Here is a 16,764-nt window from a genome sequence, read left to right as displayed (position 1 = left end):
CACTTGTAGAGCAAGCGCACCACGGCGTAGTAATACTTGGAGAGCATATGCGAGTTCCCGATCACTCCGTAGTAGTTGCGATAGCCCAGCAGCTTGCGCCGCAGGTGCGCCAGGCGCTGGAGGCGGTCCCGTCAGCTTATGAGGTTCTTTGGAGGAGTTGTGGGCGAAGCAAACGGGTTGGGAAGGGTGTCGGGTGAAATGGGTGAAATGGTTGCGTGGGCGGGAAGTTCGGGAAGTGAAAAGTAGAAAGTAGAAAGTAGAAAGTAGAAAGTAGAAAGTGGAAAGTTGGGAGAGGCTCCGCTTGCTCTGGGGATGCGCGACGGCGTCACGCGGTTCGGGTTTGGCTCCCTGTTCGCTGGCATCGCTTGGCCCCTGACCCCTCAGTCCCTGACCCCTCGGTCGGAATGGGTTGGTGGATTCGATACCGAGTGGAGTGGCACGGTCCGGCTCCCCCCCCCGGCGAACGGGTCAAGCCATCGACTCCATCCTTTCGCGATCCATGCGGACGATCCTCCACTCGTCCAGGACGCGCGCGCCCATGCCATGGTAGAAGTCGATGGCGCGCTGATTCCAGTCGAGCACGCACCACTCACAGCGGCCGTAGTGCTTGTCGCGGGCATGGGCGACCACCGCCTCGAGCATCATTCTGCCGACCCCTTCCCCGCGCCAATCGGGACGGATGTAGATGTCCTCCAACCACAGACCGGGTTTGCCGAGGAAACTGGAGAAGGTCGTGAAATGAATCGCGTAGCCCACCAGGTGACCATCGATCACGGCCACCAGCCCGCCCGCCGCCGGCACATCGGCGAAGAACGCATCGCTGAGGTCGGCTTCGGTCGTCACCAGGATACCTTCGAGTTTCTCGAACACCGCCAGCTCGCGGATCATCGCCAGCATTTCCGGAAGATCATCCGCCTCGACGGACCTCACGTGCACCTTGCTCATGGCATGACTCAAACCCACCAGCCGGGCGGTGGAAACCATGGAGTGCGATGAAGCCGGATTCGCGATGTGCGAAGCTCAGTGCAAGCTGCGGAGGTGACCGCGCAACTGCTCGAGTTCATCCATCAGCTTGAGTATGAGCCGGAGGCCCGCTTCATTGACCTCACAGGTCCGCTGCAAGTGCTGGATCTGGCGCAGGGTGCGCAGATCCTCATCGTCGAGCACCGGCTCGTCCTCAGCTTCCGCCTTGCCGCGGATCAGACCCTCTTCTTTGAAATGGAGGATGGTTTCCGTATCCACCCCGGTCAGGCGGGCGGCGATTTCGAGCGAGTAGGCCGCCTCTTCCTCCGCTTCGTAGATCGGCAGGTCGGCCTCGGGATCGGTGGGTCGGTTCATGCTTGGGACGGGGTTCGGGGGTTGAAGCGGGAGGCGGAGCGCAGCTTTTCCCAAAGCGCTCGTTCCTCATCGCCGGTATTCGTGGGAAGCTTCAGTTGGAGCACGGCATAAAAATCGCCGCGACCGCCGGACTTGCCTTTCGGCAGACCCCGACCGCGCACGCGCAGATGATCGCCGGCCTCGCTGTCCGGCGGGATCCTGAGTTTGACGGATCCATCCAGTGTGGGCACCACGATCTCGGCGCCCAACACGGCCTCCCATGGCGCGAGATCGAGCTCGTGATAGACGTCGGCCCCCTCGGTATGGAAGTCGGGATGGGACGCGTGGCGGACCCTCAGGTAGAGGTCTCCGGGTTCTCCGCCATTCACGCCGGGTTCACCCTGGCCGGGCACACGGATGCGGCGCCCGTCGGTCACTCCGGCGGGAATGCGAACCTGGAATGAATGCGTCTCGACCTGGCCGGTGCGACGGTCGGTGACCTGGAGCGAGATCGGCCGCAGGGCCCCGTGCATCGCCTCGCTCAGGGTCACAAGGATGTCTCCCTCGATGTCGCTTCCGCGAAATGCCCGCCCCGTTCCGCGCGGCGATGCCCCCGGCATTTCCTCAGGGAATCCGTAGCGGCTCGCCCCACTGAAATACTGCTCGAAGAAGTCACTGAAACCCGTACCTCCGAAGTTGAACTCATGTGGAGGCACTCCGGCACCGGCTGCGCCTCCACGCGGCGGCGGGGCCGCTCCGTGTTCTTTCCAGTTCGCCCCGAGTTGATCATACTGCCTCCGCTTTTCCGGATCACCGAGGACCTCGTTCGCTTCGTTGATCTCCTTGAACTTCTCCTCGGATACCGCCTTGTCCTGGGCCACGTCGGGGTGATGCTTGCGGGCAAGCTTGCGGAACGCCTTCTTGATTTCATCCGGGCTCGCATCCCGCGAAACCCCGAGAATTCGGTAGTAGTCTTTGAAGTCGGCGGACATCGGATCGGGCAGGGTGATGGACCTCCAGCGTCCTTAGTAGTTCACGGCACACCGCTGGAGGATTACCTCAAGGATGGATGAAGCACCGCCCCAAGGCAAGGGGGCAGTTGGAGCCAGCGACCCACCCGGACCGTCAGTGATGCTGGGTGATGATGCCGACGATGCTGGTGTCACTCAGCTCATCGAGGTCCCTCATCACATCATCGACCCGGCAGATGCGGGCGCAAGGATGCCCTCCTCAACCACCTCCTCGGACTGCATATCCTGCACGACAAATTCTGCTGACCACGGCTGGCCGAATCAGGTCCCATGCGTTAGAGACATGCCATCACTCGGTATCCTTACAACGTATCGGCCCATGACACCCTCGGCTTCCGCTGGCTGAATATCGCCCTCGGCCTGTTCCCGGCCTTGTCGGGCATCGCCCTGTACGCGCTCTGGGCCGAAAGGGTCATCAGATTTTCCCTCGGACCCCTCGATCCCTTCCTCCTGCTCCTCATCGCCTGGGTGATCTCCCTGATCGGGATCGTCGTCCTCCAGGCCTATCTCGAGCTCAAGGTCCGCTACCGCGGCACCCGCCCCCAGCGGACCTTCCTGCGCAGTTGCCTGTTCTTCCTCGTCCTCCAGGGAGCCCTCATCCCCGGCACCGTCCTCGTGCTTTCCTTTTTCGCCGTGGTCGTGCTCTCCATCGTGCGCCTGATCTGACCTGCGTCCTGCGGCCCCCCCTTCGCGCCGCCCCGATAGCCCGCTGCCGCGCCCCATTGGCGAAACATCCGGCCCGCGGGCGACGTATCGGCCCGTCCTGCCGGTAGCCTTGCGTTGTTTGCATGCTTCGATAAGCTTTCCTGCGCCTCGATATGAAGTTTTCCACCTTGATCCCAGCCGCCGTCCTCCTGACCGCGCTCCCTGCCATTGCCCAGGAGGAGGCCGCAACGGACCAGCCCGGAGGCTTCACCGAGCTCGATTTCATGCAGATCATCGATCAGGGCGGGATCATGATGTATCCCCTCGCCCTGCTGTCGGTGGTGGCGATGGTCCTCATCCTCCTCTACCTCATGACCATCCGCCGCAATACGGTGGTCAGCGACCGTTTCATGAACACCGCCGAGGCCATGATCCGGAAACGCGATTTCCTCGGCCTGATCGGCTACTGCCACCGCCAGAACCAGTGCATGGCGCGCATCACCCAGAAGAGCTTGGAATTCATGACCAAGAACAGCTCGTCGACCTTCGGCGAGATCCGGGAAATCGCGGAATCCGAGGGCTCACGCCAAGCCGGCATGCTCAGCTCCCGCATCACCTACCTGTCCGACATCGGCTCGATCGCCCCGATGATCGGCCTGCTCGGCACCGTGCTGGGCATGATCAAGTCCTTCCTCGAGATCTCCACCTACGCCGGAGTGAAACAGATGGGCCTCGCTTCCGGCGTGTCCGAAGCACTCGTCACCACCGCCACCGGCCTCGCGATCGGCATTCCCTCCCTCGTCTTCTACTCCATCTTCCGTGGCCGGGTGCAGAAATACGTGTCCGAGCTGGAGGCCGCCACCACCCACCTGATGGCCATGCTCCACGCCCAGGTGCAGCGTCAGGCCCCCGCCCAGTCGCCGCCGGCCCAGCAACCACGCCGCGCCGACGAATACGCCATGCCCGTCCCTTCCCCGCTGTCCGATGATCGGCCGGACCTTCACGGCATCTGATGAAATTTCAGACACGAGAGCCCCAGAATACGGGGATGCAGATCGCACCGATGATCGACATCGTGTTCCTGCTGCTGATTTTCTTCATCGTCACCTGGCAGTTTTCGCGGGAGGAAATGGACCTCCGCATCGCCGTGCCCACCTCCGAGGAAGGCGCGGATCCCCAGCGCGTTCTCGGCGAAATCATCCTCAACGTGCGCGTCGATGGCACCGTCACCGTCTGGGGCGAAACCAAGAACAAGGCACAATTGAAACAAACCTTGTCCGCGATCGCGCTTCAGCATGAGAACCAACCTGTCCGGGTCCGGGGAGATGCCACCACGCCATTCCAGCGGATTGTCGAGGTGATCGATACCTGCCAGCAGGCCGGCATCTGGAACATCTCCTTCGCCACCGAAAAGCCACGACCTTCCGAGTAGGCAGCCCTGTGGCTTGCAAATACCGGATCATCCGTGAAACTCCGACCATGCGCCGCCTCGCCGCGATTCTCCTGCTCGTCCCTGCCTCCCTCGTGGCCCAGGCACCCCGAGCCCAGCCCGTCGACCCCGCCCTGCAGAGGGACGCGGGCCAGGATTGGTTCCAACACGGGCGCAACGTCTACGAATCCGCGAAACGCTCGACCGGAGCCACCCAGTTCGACCTCTATGGCCGCTCCATCGAGATTTTCACCCGCTACCTGAACGACTTCCCCCGCCACGCCAATGCCGAAGCCGCTTGGTGGTACCTCGGTCAGTCCTACTACTCGACCGGCCGCATCGAAGACGCCAAGCGCTGCTTCCACTCGCTGCTGAACCGCTTCGGCAAGGGTCGCTACGCCGCCGCAGCCGCCTACATGCTGGCCGCCGATCACTTCAACAACCGCCAGTACGCCCTCGCCGCCACCCTCTTCGACAAGCTGTCGAAAATCGCCACCAAGGCCAGCGATCGCCAGCGCGGACTCTACTACGCCGGCAAGAGCTTCCAGATGCTCCAGCAGGACAAGAAGGCATCGTCCTACTTCCGCGCCGTCATCGCCGATACCGATGGCGCCAACCCCTACCGCGGCAAGGCCATCGTCGACTACGGCGGCCTGCTCGCCGATGACGGCAAACTCGCCGAGGCCATGAGCCTGCTCGATCAGGTCGTGAGCTCGCCAGACACCCAGGCCACCCGCGGAGCCGCCGCGCTCAAGGCCGGAGCCGTCGCCGCCCGCCTGGGCGATGCCGACCGCTCGGACCGCTACTTCAACATCATCCTCACCACCCCGGGGATGGAGGAATTCCGCGCCGATGCCCAGATCGCCATGATGGCCGCACGCTTCGACCAGAAGCGCTACCGCGAGGTCATCCAGATCTTCACCCGCAACCTCGCCAAGAGCGAGGGCGACCGCGAGGCCCGGCGCCTGATGCTCGCCGCACGCGCCTACATGATGCTCGATCGGAATGCCGACGCGCTCCCTCTTTTCCGCGAAGTCGAACGGCTCATGCCCGCCGAGTCCGACTACGCCTTCGAGGCCACCTACTTCCGCCTGCTCTGCTTCTTCCGCATCGAAGGTCGCCACGTGCTCGATCAGGTCGAAGCCTTCCTCGACCTTTACGGGAAATCCCGCCCGCGTGATCCCAAGATCCACACCGCCCTCCTCATGAAGGCGGAAACCCTCTACGACGAAGGGAAAAACGTCGAGGCTGCCGAAGTCTATCGGGACATCGATCCCGCCATGCTTTCGGAAAAGAACCGCCCCGGCATGCTCTACAAGCGGGGTCGCTGCCTCGCCGAAGCCAACGACCCCGAAGCCGCCGCCAAATCACTGAGCGAATTCATCGAGGACTTCCCCGGAGACGAGAAGATCCCCCTCGCCCTCGCGGCACGCGGCCGCTCCTACGCAGCCATCGGGGACGTCGCCAAGGCCATGCAGGACTTCGACAAGCTCGTCGAAACCAGCAAGGACCCCGCCCTGCTCACCCTCGCCTACCTCGAAGGAGCCACCATCGCCAAGGAGTCCGGCCAGCTGGATGCCATGGTCTCGCGCTACCTCGAATTCCTCAAGAACGTGCCCGGCGCCGACACCGCCTCGTCCGCCAAGGCCGCCTACTGGGCCGGCTGGGGCATGGTGAAGACCAACCGCGGAGCCGAAGCCATCCCGTATCTCAAGAAGGCCCGCGAACTCGCTCCCGAACGCTACACCAAACACGCCGGCCTGCTACTATGCTTGGTGTACTTGGCGGAGAAGAATGCCACCGAACTGATCACCGAGGTCGGCATCGCTCTCGAGAAAGACTACGCCACGGAATTGCCCGAACCTCTGGTGCGCTGGGCCGCCGATCAGGCATTCAATGGCGACGACTTCCGCAATGCCGCCCGCTTCTACGACCTCATCGCCGACGATGAGAACCCCGATCTTGCCCCCAAGGAAGTCTGGCGCTTCCTCGGCAAATCCCGGCTCGAATCCGGCGACCCCGGCGGAGCCATCACCGCCATCGACCACGCCCTGCGGGTCGAGACCGACCCCGCCTGGAGGGCCGATGGCCTCACCGACCGGGGCAAGGCACTGCTCGCCCTCAAGAAATACGAGGATGCCACCAAGTCCGTGGAGGAAGGTCTCTCCCTTCGCCCGGAAGGCCGCGTCGGAGCCAATCTGCACATGCTTCGCGGCGACATCCTCCTCGCCGAGGGCAAACCGGAAGAAGCCGTCCGCTCCTACATCCTGCCGGTCCAGTTGATGGACGACGGCGACCGCGTCGTGAAACCCAAGGCGCTGCTGAAACTCATCCAGGCCCTCGAGAAGGCAGGCAAGCCGACCGACGCCCAGAAGTACCGCGACGAACTTCAGCAGAAGTACCCGAACTGGAAACCCTGACCGGCCGCCCCTCGGGACTCACCGAGGTTTCCGTCATCCACCGGCCGAGAGCAGCAGCTGCACGGCCCACGCCGCCGCCGCCGCACAGACCGCCAGAGCCGCGTATCCCGCATAACGGTCCCCCGTCGTCTGATCCGGCCGCTTCGCCGAGGATGACTTCGGGAAGACGATGAGCGCATAGGCCATGCCCGCCACCAGGCCACCTCCGTGCGCCCAGTTGTCGACGAATCGATAGCCGACCATCCCGATCGCCGCCGTCATCACCAGACCGGCCAACAACCTCCGCCGCACACTGTCCGGCACCAGCGCCGGATGCATCGACTCGAACACCATGAGGAACCCAAGCAGCCCGATGATGCCCCCGGAGGCCCCGATCGAAGGCCCCGGGAGAAACCGCGCCGATGCCTCACCCCCGACCCACGCAGCCAGCACAAAAACGATCACCATGTGCGGCCAACGAGCCAACAACTCGACCCGCCGACCGAGGTAGGCCAGCGCCGAAGCATTCATGAGGAAATGCAGCCAGTGCCCATGTAGAAAGGGAGCCGTCGCCAGCCGCCACCAGTCGGCAGCCGCCCCATTCACCTTCGTCAGCCCCGCCGTCCGCACGTCGCTCAAGAGGTTCCCGGGACCCACCACCTGCACCAGACCCACCACCCCCAGCGTCACCAACAGCAGGCGCGTGTACGGCGCGCGCTGGTGCTGCAGCCAGGTCTCGAAACGCAGACCCTCCACGTCCGGCTCCAGCTGGCCCTCGATCGCCATCCTCGCCCGCTTGCGCCGCTTCATCCCCTGATACCACGGGATGAACCCCAGAATCAGAAACAGCAGCAGCGTCAGACCCAGCGGCCCGAAGGCCATCAACTTCTGCTTCGCGATCAGCGAGTAGGTCAGGAACCCGACAAAGAACACGCCGAAGATCAGCATCTGACGCCGACCCTCCTCGATCTCCCACTCTGCCCAGCGCAGGCGCGCCTCCTTCAGCGCCGGCAGCAATTCCGGCAACTCCTCCGGCAGCACCAGATTCGGTCCTTTCGGGGTCCACACCATGTCCACCCGAGCCCCGGCATCCCCAATGATGCTCTCCGTCAGGTCCTCGAAGTCACGGCACGGATGACGGTTCCCCTTGCGATCCACCCATCCCCATCCCTCGCCCGCTTCGGCAAAGGCGTCGGGTCGGGCCCAGACCGGCTGGGAGCATGATTCATCGGGCGTCGTCATGGGACCTTACGGCTTGAGCGACGGAAATGACGCAATTCGCGCACCAAGATTTCCCGATGACACGACCGCCTGCATGAGCTGACCACCGTCCATCACGCCCCGCCCGTGGTACCGTTAGATAAAAGTCGGCCGCAATGGAAGCCAAACCATCCAGCCGGACCCATCAGCCAAAACGCCGGACGCGCTGAAACCGCACCAAGCCGATGTCGAATCCTCCCTAACGGAAGGATCAGTTGCCGGTCTCTTCTGCGGGAGTCTCCTCCACAGGGGCTTCCTCGGCAGGAGCCTCTTCAGCGGGAGCTTCCTCAGCAGGTGCTTCTTCAGCAGGTGCTTCTTCAGCAGGTGCTTCCTCGGCAGGTGCCTCTTCAGCAGGAGCTTCCTCGGCAGGTGTTTCTTCAGCCGGGGCTTCCTCGACGGGAGCTTCTTCAGCAGGAACCGGATCGATCTTGCCTTCCAGAGTTTCTTCCAAGGATGGAGTGGTCTCTTCCGGAGCAGGCTCCTCGACGGGCGCTTCCTCCACCACTTCCTCTTCAGCCACTTCTTCCTTCACCATCGTGTTGGTGTTCTCATTCTGCCGGGCGTAGAGAATCGCCAGGGTCAGCGTGAGCACGAAGAAAAGCGTGCCGAGATACACGGTGCCACGCTGGAGGACGTTGGTCGTGCGCGCTCCGAACATCTGGTCAGTCATTCCTGAGCCAAACGCGGCGCCAAGACCTTCCTGCTTCGGACGCTGCATGAGGATCAGCAGGCTGAGAAGCAAGCAGACGACCACAAAGATGATCAGCAGCAAATTGATGCTGATGGAGAGCCAGTCGATGGACGCGAGAATCATGGGGGCGGGAAACTGTCAGAGGTCCCCGACGATGTAAAGCGGGGTTTTCAGCCGGATTTCCGCCACCGAACCGGCGATTTTCACGGATTCTCAGCGCCCGGAGCGAACAATCCGGTTCTCGGCGTCGAGCACCAGCTTGACCGGCTCGATCGGAGTCTCCGTCAGCGCGAAGGCCATGATCGTCAGCCGCTCCCCCTTCTTGATCCGGTTCGCCGCCCCACCATTGATCAGGATCCGCCCGGTTCCCGGCTCACCCGGCAGCACGTAGGTCTCAAGCCGCGCCGCCGTGTCGATCGACGCCACCAGCACCTTTTCCCCCGCCCACAGGTCCGCTTCCTCCATCAAATCACGCGGAATCTCGATACTTCCTTCGTAGTCCACGATGGAGTCCGAGACCATGGCTTGATACAGCTTGGATTTGAGAACTTGGCGGAGCATGGCTGCGCGGACGGAACCACCCGCACCGACCCCGGTCAAGCGGGAAGCCCACCGGAACCCTCGTTCGGCCCGACCCCCGGCCCCCGGGGCAGCCGCCCGCTGAACCCACTCCCCCGAATCCGAACGCTCGCGGAATTTTTCGCATGAAACCCGCCCCCGAGGACGCTAAACCTTGCGCATGAAAACCCTCTCCGTCGTCCTCGCCCTCGGGCTGGCGCTCCCCGCCTCCGCCCAGCAGGCAGGCGCCGCCGCCGACTTCACCCGCAAGGCCGGACAGTGGATGATGTCCACCGAGGCCTCCAAACGCCAGGCCGCCTACCGCACCTGGATGCAAATGGGGCCCGACGCCATGGACGACTACGAAAAGTCGCTCGGAGTCGCCCGCAAGGCGCACAGCGCCGCCATCGACAAACTCTGCGCCACCTCCGGCCGCTCCACCAACCCCTACCTCGAACACCTCACGGTGGCCGAAGAACTCGACGCCGAGCGAGACCGCGTCATGCCGCTGATCCGCACGGACTGGAAAAAGGAGCCCAAGAAGATCGCCATGCTGCGCGAGGAGATGGAGAACCTCACCGTGCTCCACGAGAAGGCCGTCCGCATTGCCAAGGCCGACACCACCAAGCTCGACGCCACCGTCAACAGCCACCTCGATGCCCTTGCCGAGATCGCCCGCGAAATGGAGCGCTTCGACGACACCCTGAGCACCTCCGAGATGGACGATGACGCCCTCCGCCAGTTCGTCCTCGAGGATCATTTCGAAGCCTCCCACCTGATGAAAGCCCGCGAGCGCTTCATCAAGACCCGCGACGCCCATGCCAAGCTCGAGGAAACCACCGAGACCAACCGCAAGCTCGGCGGATGGTGCAGCGGAGCGATGCAGAACTTCACCGAGATCCTCAATGGCGAACGCGCCGTGCTTGGCCTGCCACCCCTGCGGATCGAGGAAAAGCTTTCCGCCGCCGCCGAAGGCCACTCCAAGGACATGGCCCGGCTCGGGTTCTTCGCCCACGAATCCCCCGTCCCCGAAAAGAAAACCCCGTGGGACCGCGCCCGGAAGGCCGGATTCCAGGGACAAGCCAGCGGCGAGAACATTTTCATGGGCTCCACCAGCCCGCAGGCCGCCTACAACGGCTGGTTCGCCTCCGACGGCCACCGCTTCATCATGATGGCCTCCGGCCCGAACGTCATCGGCGTCGGCATCGCCGGCAAACACTGGACCATGATGACCGGCCGCCAGTAACCCCACCGCGCGATCCTGCGCCAGCGAGCAAACGCCACCTCCCCAACGACCATCCGTTTGCCCGGCCACACTCTGCCTCCCCCGATCCTTCATCCCACCGGCCCAGCCGCTCAACGGCTCAACGGCTCAACGGCTCAACGGTCCAACGGTCCAACGGTCCAACGGTCCAACGGTCCAACGGTCCAACGGTCCAACGGTCCAACGGCCCAACGGGCCGACACCCCTCAGCCCAAGGCACCGCCTTGGGTAAACCGCCGTCCCAACAAACAACGGCCTGAAGGGCCGTGATCCCTGAACACCCCGAGAGCCCCTTCCGCAGCATCATTCGGCCCCAGTCCCGAACGGCACTGTTTCAAGGCGGCGCCGCTGTCCAAGTTGCAGGCAGACAAACCTGCTTCCTACCTCGTCTGCCTGAGGTTTACCGGGGGGTCATTTGGCATCCCTCCCGAAACACTCACGTCGATTTGATTGGGAGGCTGGGCATACCGCCCCGCTAGCTCAAGTGACTGACCAAGCCGATCCACCGATTCTGGAAATCGACCCAACGCATCCCCCACCTGGGAAAGACCCAAATAGATCATCACCGAGCTAGCAAACATCCCGCTTGCCAGAATTAGAGCACTTGTCTTGGGCATCTTTCTTTTTTGATCGTGTGTTTATCGTTTTTCAAACCTCGAAGTCCTCCCACACCTGCCCGGGAGCGTGCCTTCGACTTTAGGTTGATGGATAAATGGTCATGGCGGACTAAACTCGCGACAGGACAGGTGTTAGGATCGAACCCTTATTAATCCTTGTGACGGTTCTTGAAGCTTTCAACCGTGATAAGCTTATAGCTTTCGTCGAGTTGCGGGGCAAACTTCAGAATCTTGACCTCTTTACTTGTCCACTTCACCGGGGGTCCAGACATACTGCCTCCCTCCCATGAAATTGATCCATTCTCTTCGGTTACAGAATCACTACACGTTGAACCGTGATCAACCGCGTGAGTTACAAGCGAATGGGTGAGCCTCCATACGCCCTCTTCAGGTTTGGTTGAAATCGCGGCATAGACCTTCCTTACTGGATCGACCATGAATTCTTGCTTCCGAAAGCGCCCATCTTCAGTGCGTTCGATAATCCAGCGCCTATCCCAACCCATCTTCGATCCGCTCGTGATCGTCATCGAACCCCACCAACACCCTACGAGCTTGTCCTTCATCGAGTCTCCCGCTGAGGCCGTCGACGGGAAAGCAATAAGGATCACTGCGGCAATAAGAAGTCTCATTTTCTGGCGAACCGTTCTATCCTCATCTTCTCAAGCAATGATATGGAAGAGCCTTTCGAGGAAACGTTAGAACACAAAGACTTGATCCTACAAGAGTTCCGTCGTCGAAAGACCGCATATCATGACGGCATTCCTTGATGAGCCCTTCACCTTACCTCAGCCCTGACAGAGCATCAGCGCGCCCTTGATCCCGGCCTGCTGTTCGTGCTGCGGAGCGACCACGAAGGGGCGATTCTCTTCCAGAGCAGGAAAATAACCTTCGGCCCAGTCGCGGACTTTTTCTTCGACCAACTTGTGGAAGTCCTCGGCCTGGGAAACGCCGCCGCCGATCACCACCCGCTCCGGGCAGACGGTGGCGAGGAGCGTCATCACCGCCTGGGCGAGATAGAAACTCTCGAACTCCCACGCCTTGTGATCCGGCGCCAGATCCTTGGCTTCCATGCCCCACCGACGGGCGATGGCAGGCCCACTCGCCAGCCCTTCCAAGCAGTCGCCGTGGAAGGGACAGACGCCTGCGAAGTCGTCGCCGGGGGCACGCCGCGGCAGCCAGTGACCGAATTCCGAATGCACCGCCCCTCTCAGCATCCGGCCATCGATCAGCCCGCCTCCACCGATCCCGGTGCCGATGGTGATGTAGATCACGTTGTCCAGTCCATCCCGCTCGGCCAGCGCCGCGGCGTTCACGTCCGTTTCCAAAGCAATCCGCGCCGATGGGAAAGCGCCTTCAAGGGCACCCACGATCGAGAATCCGGCCCAACCCGGCTTCGGCGTGGCCAGCATGCGACCGTAATCGGCCCGATTCTTGTTCACGCTCACCGGCCCGAAGGCCGCCACGCCCACCGCTTCCGGCGTGCCGCGCTCGCGCAGCCATTCGATGGCCCGCGCGTAGGTGCCCGGCCCATCCGTCGTCGGATACCGGAACTCCTCGTGAACGGTGCCGTCGGCCTCACCCACGGCCACCACGGTTTTGGTGCCTCCCATTTCAATGCCTGCGATCATGACGCCATCCAAGCAGCTTCCGGACCTGTGTCCAAGAACCGGGTCGAAACGAATTGCGCATTTTCCATCAGCCTGACCGCATTACGCACTCGGGATTCGACATTCCGGCGCCGGGTCGCTAGTTCGCCCCCATGCCCGTTGCAACTCCTGCACAATACCGCGCGATGCTCGATGCCGCCCAGAAGGGTGGCTACGCCTACCCGGCGATCAACGTGACATCCCTCCCGACCATCAACGGCGCCCTCAAGGCATTTGCCGAGGCCAAGTCCGATGGCATCATCCAGGTTTCCACCGGTGGCGGCCAGTTCGCTGCCGGCACCTCAGTGGCAGACGCCGCATTCGGAGCCATCGTCCTCGCTGAAGCCGTGCACCGCCTGGCCGAGAAATACGATGTCCTCATCGCCCTGCACACCGACCACTGCCACCCAGAAAAGGTCGACAGCTTCCTCAAGCCACTCCTCCAGGCGTCCCGCGAGCGCATCGCGGAAGGCAAGGGCCCCCTCTTCCAGAGCCACATGTTCGACGGCTCGGTGGTGGATCTGAAGGAGAACCTCACCATTTCCAAGGAGCTCCTCAAGGAGTGTGCCGAACTCGACATTATCCTCGAGGTCGAAGCCGGCTGCGTGGGCGGTGAAGAAGACGGTCACGACACCTCCGGCCTGCCCGCCGAGAAACTCTACACCACCCCGGAAGACATGGTGGAAGTCTACGAAGCGCTCAACCCGATCGGCCGCTTCCTCTTCGCCGCGACCTTCGGCAACGTCCACGGTGCCTACAAGCCCGGTGCCGTGAAGCTCAAGCCATCCATCCTCAAGGATGGTCAGAAGGCCGTGACCGACAAGTACGGCGCGGACGCCGAAATGGACCTCGTCTTCCACGGCGGCTCCGGCACTTCCAGCGAGGACCTTCAGGAGACCCTGGACTACGGCGTCGTGAAGATGAACATCGACACCGACACCCAGTATGCCTTCACCCGCCCGATCGTGAACCACATCTGCACGAACATCGAAGGTGTGCTCAAGATCGACGGTGAGGTCGGCAACAAGAAGCACTACGATCCACGGTCCTACCTCAAGAAGGCCGAGCAAGGATTGTGCGACCGCATGAAGCAGGCATGCGAAGAGCTGAAGTCCACCGGCAAGACCATCTTCGGCACGGTCTGATCCGACTCCGCCTGCAAGATTCAAACAAGAGCCCGACGCCGATGCGTCGGGCTCTTTTCATTTCGGGAACCATGCACGGCTCCGGCGGTCATTCGCCGGGCAGCTCAACGGCCAGCCCTTCGTCCACGGCGAAGGCGGCTGCAGCGGCAGGATCCACCTCACTCCAGCTGGAGAACACCAGACCCGCCAGGCGCTCCCGGTCATCACCCCGGGGAAGCGTCCGGGCCCACTCGGCGGCCACCTCGGGATCGTGCTGCGCCACCGCCTCGGTGAACCCCACCACGCCGGCCTCACGCACCGGCCCCTCCTCGACCTTGGTCAGCCACTCCCCGGCCACCCGGTAGTCGGACTTCGTCCACTCACCGACCAGCGAGCTGACCTTCGTTTTCAATTCAGCACCCTCCAGGCGCTCGCCCGTCCATTCGATCCATTCGGCCGCCTCGCTCCGGATCTGGTGGTAATCGATTCCCTGGATCATGGATCGGACCGCGTCCTCCGACACGCCCGCGTTCTCCAGCCACTCGCTTGCCGCCTCAAATCCTTCCCGCACGAGCGGTCTGGCCATCTGTTGGAGAAGGAGCTCCCTCTGCGCATCCTCCAGGTCCACGCCCGGGTCCTCCATCGCCCGCAGCAGGGCACCCCGCTCATCGACCCCACGACACGCCTCCGCCAGACTGCTCGCCACACTACCGTCCAGCTTGAGGTCGAGCTCATCCATCAAGCGAAACGCGAGGGCCGGATCGGTGACCGACGCGCCGGCCACCACCGACCGCTTCGCATCGTCCTTCACCAACTCCGGATGAGCCGCCGAATGCTGGCGGATCCAATCCAGTGCCTCGAGCGGGCTGGACTGTGCCAGATTGTTCAATGCCGCAGAGACCACCCACTCCATTTTCTCTTCCTCCGCCATCAGGTCGCCCGACTCGGCGTAGATCGTGAGGGCGGCCCGCGGACTGTGCTCCGACAGCATCACCAGTGAGAACCCGATGAGCCCACTGCGCATGTCTTCATCCAGCTCAGGATGGTTACGAATCATCCCGACCAACAAGGTCAGTTCCTTCGCGTCCATACCTAACAGACCATCCATGACCTCGACCATCTCCCGCTGCATCTCCGGCCCTTCCTTCCCCTCATTCTCCTCGGCCCGTTTCACGAAGGATACCAACCGCGCGGCATAGAGCCGGACCTTCTCCTCGCGTTGCTCGGCTTCCCGCTCACTCAGCCTCCGCTTCGATGCCTCCGAGACCTCGTCCACTTCCACCCCCATGCTCCGCGCCTCGAGCACCAGCGTCTCGTGGGTCGTGCGCAGGGAAACCAGGCGCCGCTGGTCATGCCAGCCGATCATCCCGCCGGCGAACAGGATCACAAAAGAAAGAATCAAGGAGAGCTTCATGGGGGGGTCAGTTTCCGGATTCCTTCATCGATGGTTCCTGCTCGTCCGCGGCCTCGAGCAGTGCCGCCCGACTGTCCTCGTCATTCAACAGGGCGGACAACTCCCGCATCATCTCCGGGTCCCGGTTCGAGCCGTCGACCTCGAAGAAAGTCGTGACCAACTCGTCGCCCATCCCCTCGGCGTGGAATTTCTTCAGCAACTCCACCCGTTCCTCCCTCGATGTATCTCCCCACTGCATTCCTAGTATTTTACCCGTCACCCGCCCGAGCGATCCCGGTGCCTCCTCCGACACCCACGCCTGGATCTCCTCCATGACTTCGAGTCTCAGAACCCCCTGATGCCCCCCTTCCGCCATCATCAGGGTGAGGGCCACACTCTCCGCGATGTGCTCCCGCTCCTCGGCCGTGGCCTCGATCTTCTCAAGATACTGACTGATCTTCCGTGGGTCGCCCTCGCTCTGGGACGCCAGATGGCGGGCATGCTGGGCCAGAACCTCATCACATTTCTCCGCCGAAAGATTCGCCCGCGCCAATTCCGCAAGGCCCTCGAATTTGCCGGGATCATTCCACTGCCCGTAGGCCGACAGCACCTCGAAGCGGAGGCTTTCCGGCATCGTTTGGAGCCTCGCCGAGGCGGCATCCGGATTCGTCTTCAGGAGGCTCCTCAGCAGGACACTCTCGAATCGCTTGCGCTCTTCCTGCCTTCCATCCAGCGATCGACTTTCAAAGGTTCCCTTGTCGATTTCCTGATCGAACCACGCCATCGCCGCCCCCGCATCCGACTCCAGCCACCGTCCGAAACCCCGCGCAAGCATCCAACCGTGTTCCTCCCGGTCGAGCCGGTGGAAATACCCCATGCCCACCGCCGGATCGCGCTCGATCAGCTGGCCGATCAACATCGACTCCAGGCTCGCCTTGAGTCGCGCGCCCAGATCCAGCGAATCCATCTCTTCGATGCCTGCGATCAACTCCTCATCCGTCAGCTCCAGGATGAAGCGCTGGAGTTTCATCTGCGAACGCATCCCGTGACCTCCAGCCTCCGCCGCTGCCAACCAATCCACCACCTGATGCCAGTCCGCCCGGCCATCCGCATCCCTGCCCGGCCGACGCTCCCCCTCACCACCCGCACCCGCGTCGCGCTTGGCCCGCTCGATCCTCGCCTGCAGCACCACGATTTCCTCTTCCATCTGCGCAACGGCCTGCTTGCGGGAACCAATCCACCCTGCTGCCACCGCCACCGCGACAGCCGGCGGCACCCAGATCGCACCCTTCATCCCTCTACCCATACCGTGCATGATTACATCCCCCACTCCCTCAGGTCGAGAGCCAAGCAACCGCAGGAAGTGCGGAGAAACCCGCGTTCACCCACC

Annotated in this window: 16 protein-coding genes; 6 read left to right on the top strand and 10 right to left on the bottom strand. The window is 62.8% G+C overall.

The window, feature by feature from the left end; translation table 11 throughout:
* Positions 1-468 precede the first annotated feature (468 nt).
* The 3 genes from JIN81_RS16760 to JIN81_RS16750 are packed head-to-tail and all read right to left on the bottom strand — an operon-like array spanning position 469 to position 2,309.
* Positions 469-984 carry a GNAT family N-acetyltransferase gene (locus JIN81_RS16760; RefSeq protein ID WP_234045125.1) on the bottom strand — a complete coding sequence of 172 codons (516 nt, stop codon included), beginning with the start codon at positions 982-984 and terminating at the stop codon, positions 469-471.
* Between the two features lie 36 nt (positions 985-1,020).
* Positions 1,021-1,338, bottom strand: coding sequence for a chaperone modulator CbpM (locus tag JIN81_RS16755; protein WP_200282593.1), 318 nt, complete (start codon positions 1,336-1,338; stop codon positions 1,021-1,023).
* The gene (locus JIN81_RS16750) at positions 1,335-2,309 is read right to left on the bottom strand and encodes a DnaJ C-terminal domain-containing protein (protein WP_200282591.1); all 975 of its coding nucleotides are present in this window, start codon (positions 2,307-2,309) and stop codon (positions 1,335-1,337) included. The genes JIN81_RS16755 and JIN81_RS16750 overlap by 4 nt, the downstream gene beginning before the upstream one ends.
* A 411-nt stretch (positions 2,310-2,720) precedes the next feature.
* Between JIN81_RS16750 and JIN81_RS16745 the strand changes: the two genes are divergently transcribed.
* The 4 genes from JIN81_RS16745 (at position 2,721) to JIN81_RS16730 (ending at position 6,842) form a co-directional block, all read left to right on the top strand.
* Positions 2,721-3,014: a hypothetical protein gene (locus JIN81_RS16745; protein ID WP_200282589.1), complete on the top strand. Its 294-nt coding sequence runs from the start codon at positions 2,721-2,723 to the stop codon at positions 3,012-3,014.
* 152 nt (positions 3,015-3,166) lie between these two features.
* Entirely contained in the window at positions 3,167-4,006 is an 840-nt protein-coding gene (locus JIN81_RS16740; protein ID WP_200282586.1) for a MotA/TolQ/ExbB proton channel family protein, read from the top strand.
* Complete coding sequence (locus tag JIN81_RS16735) at positions 4,006-4,425, top strand: ExbD/TolR family protein (protein ID WP_200282584.1); 420 nt, start codon at positions 4,006-4,008, stop codon at positions 4,423-4,425. The genes JIN81_RS16740 and JIN81_RS16735 overlap by 1 nt, the downstream gene beginning before the upstream one ends.
* 47 nt (positions 4,426-4,472) lie before the next feature.
* Positions 4,473-6,842, top strand: a complete 2,370-nt coding sequence (locus JIN81_RS16730; RefSeq protein ID WP_200282582.1) for a tetratricopeptide repeat protein — start codon at positions 4,473-4,475, stop codon at positions 6,840-6,842.
* Between the two features lie 33 nt (positions 6,843-6,875).
* Here the strand turns inward: JIN81_RS16730 and JIN81_RS16725 are convergent, their stop codons facing one another.
* The 3 genes from JIN81_RS16725 to JIN81_RS16715 all read right to left on the bottom strand — a co-directional run bounded on the left by JIN81_RS16725 (position 6,876) and on the right by JIN81_RS16715 (position 9,333).
* Positions 6,876-8,063 (bottom strand): rhomboid family protein, encoded by a 1,188-nt coding sequence (locus tag JIN81_RS16725; RefSeq protein ID WP_200282580.1) that lies wholly within the window; start codon positions 8,061-8,063, stop codon positions 6,876-6,878.
* Between the two features lie 229 nt (positions 8,064-8,292).
* Positions 8,293-8,895: a preprotein translocase subunit SecG gene (secG, locus tag JIN81_RS16720; RefSeq protein ID WP_200282578.1), complete on the bottom strand. Its 603-nt coding sequence runs from the start codon at positions 8,893-8,895 to the stop codon at positions 8,293-8,295.
* 90 nt (positions 8,896-8,985) lie between these two features.
* Positions 8,986-9,333, bottom strand: coding sequence for an aspartate 1-decarboxylase (locus JIN81_RS16715; protein WP_200282576.1), 348 nt, complete (start codon positions 9,331-9,333; stop codon positions 8,986-8,988).
* Between the two features lie 178 nt (positions 9,334-9,511).
* Between JIN81_RS16715 and JIN81_RS16710 the strand changes: the two genes are divergently transcribed.
* Positions 9,512-10,576: a CAP domain-containing protein gene (locus JIN81_RS16710; protein ID WP_200282574.1), complete on the top strand. Its 1,065-nt coding sequence runs from the start codon at positions 9,512-9,514 to the stop codon at positions 10,574-10,576.
* Between the two features lie 784 nt (positions 10,577-11,360).
* Here JIN81_RS16710 and JIN81_RS16705 read toward each other — a convergent pair.
* Both JIN81_RS16705 and JIN81_RS16700 read right to left on the bottom strand, forming a co-directional pair.
* Positions 11,361-11,840 carry a hypothetical protein gene (locus JIN81_RS16705; RefSeq protein ID WP_200282572.1) on the bottom strand — a complete coding sequence of 160 codons (480 nt, stop codon included), beginning with the start codon at positions 11,838-11,840 and terminating at the stop codon, positions 11,361-11,363.
* A 156-nt stretch (positions 11,841-11,996) separates the two neighbouring features.
* A complete protein-coding gene (locus JIN81_RS16700; RefSeq protein ID WP_200282569.1) occupies positions 11,997-12,839 on the bottom strand; it encodes an ROK family protein in 843 nt (280 codons plus the stop codon).
* 131 nt (positions 12,840-12,970) lie between these two features.
* On the opposite strand from JIN81_RS16700, the gene fbaA reads away from it, so the two are divergent.
* The gene (gene fbaA / locus JIN81_RS16695; RefSeq protein WP_200282566.1) at positions 12,971-14,002 is read left to right on the top strand and encodes a class II fructose-bisphosphate aldolase; all 1,032 of its coding nucleotides are present in this window, start codon (positions 12,971-12,973) and stop codon (positions 14,000-14,002) included.
* A gap of 88 nt (positions 14,003-14,090) precedes the next feature.
* On the opposite strand, the gene JIN81_RS16690 is transcribed toward fbaA, so the two are convergent.
* Together JIN81_RS16690 and JIN81_RS16685 are read right to left on the bottom strand one after the other, a co-directional pair.
* Positions 14,091-15,395 (bottom strand): hypothetical protein, encoded by a 1,305-nt coding sequence (locus tag JIN81_RS16690; protein WP_200282563.1) that lies wholly within the window; start codon positions 15,393-15,395, stop codon positions 14,091-14,093.
* A 7-nt stretch (positions 15,396-15,402) separates the two neighbouring features.
* Positions 15,403-16,689, bottom strand: a complete 1,287-nt coding sequence (locus tag JIN81_RS16685) for a hypothetical protein (protein WP_234045124.1) — start codon at positions 16,687-16,689, stop codon at positions 15,403-15,405.
* Between the last annotated feature and the right edge of the window lie 75 nt (positions 16,690-16,764).

Source organism: Haloferula rosea, from assembly GCF_016595525.1.
In the GTDB taxonomy this organism is placed as follows: Bacteria; Verrucomicrobiota; Verrucomicrobiia; order Verrucomicrobiales; family Akkermansiaceae; genus Haloferula; species Haloferula rosea.
The sequence above is the reverse complement of the archived record's forward strand: the minus strand, read 5'-3'. Positions and strand labels throughout refer to the sequence as shown.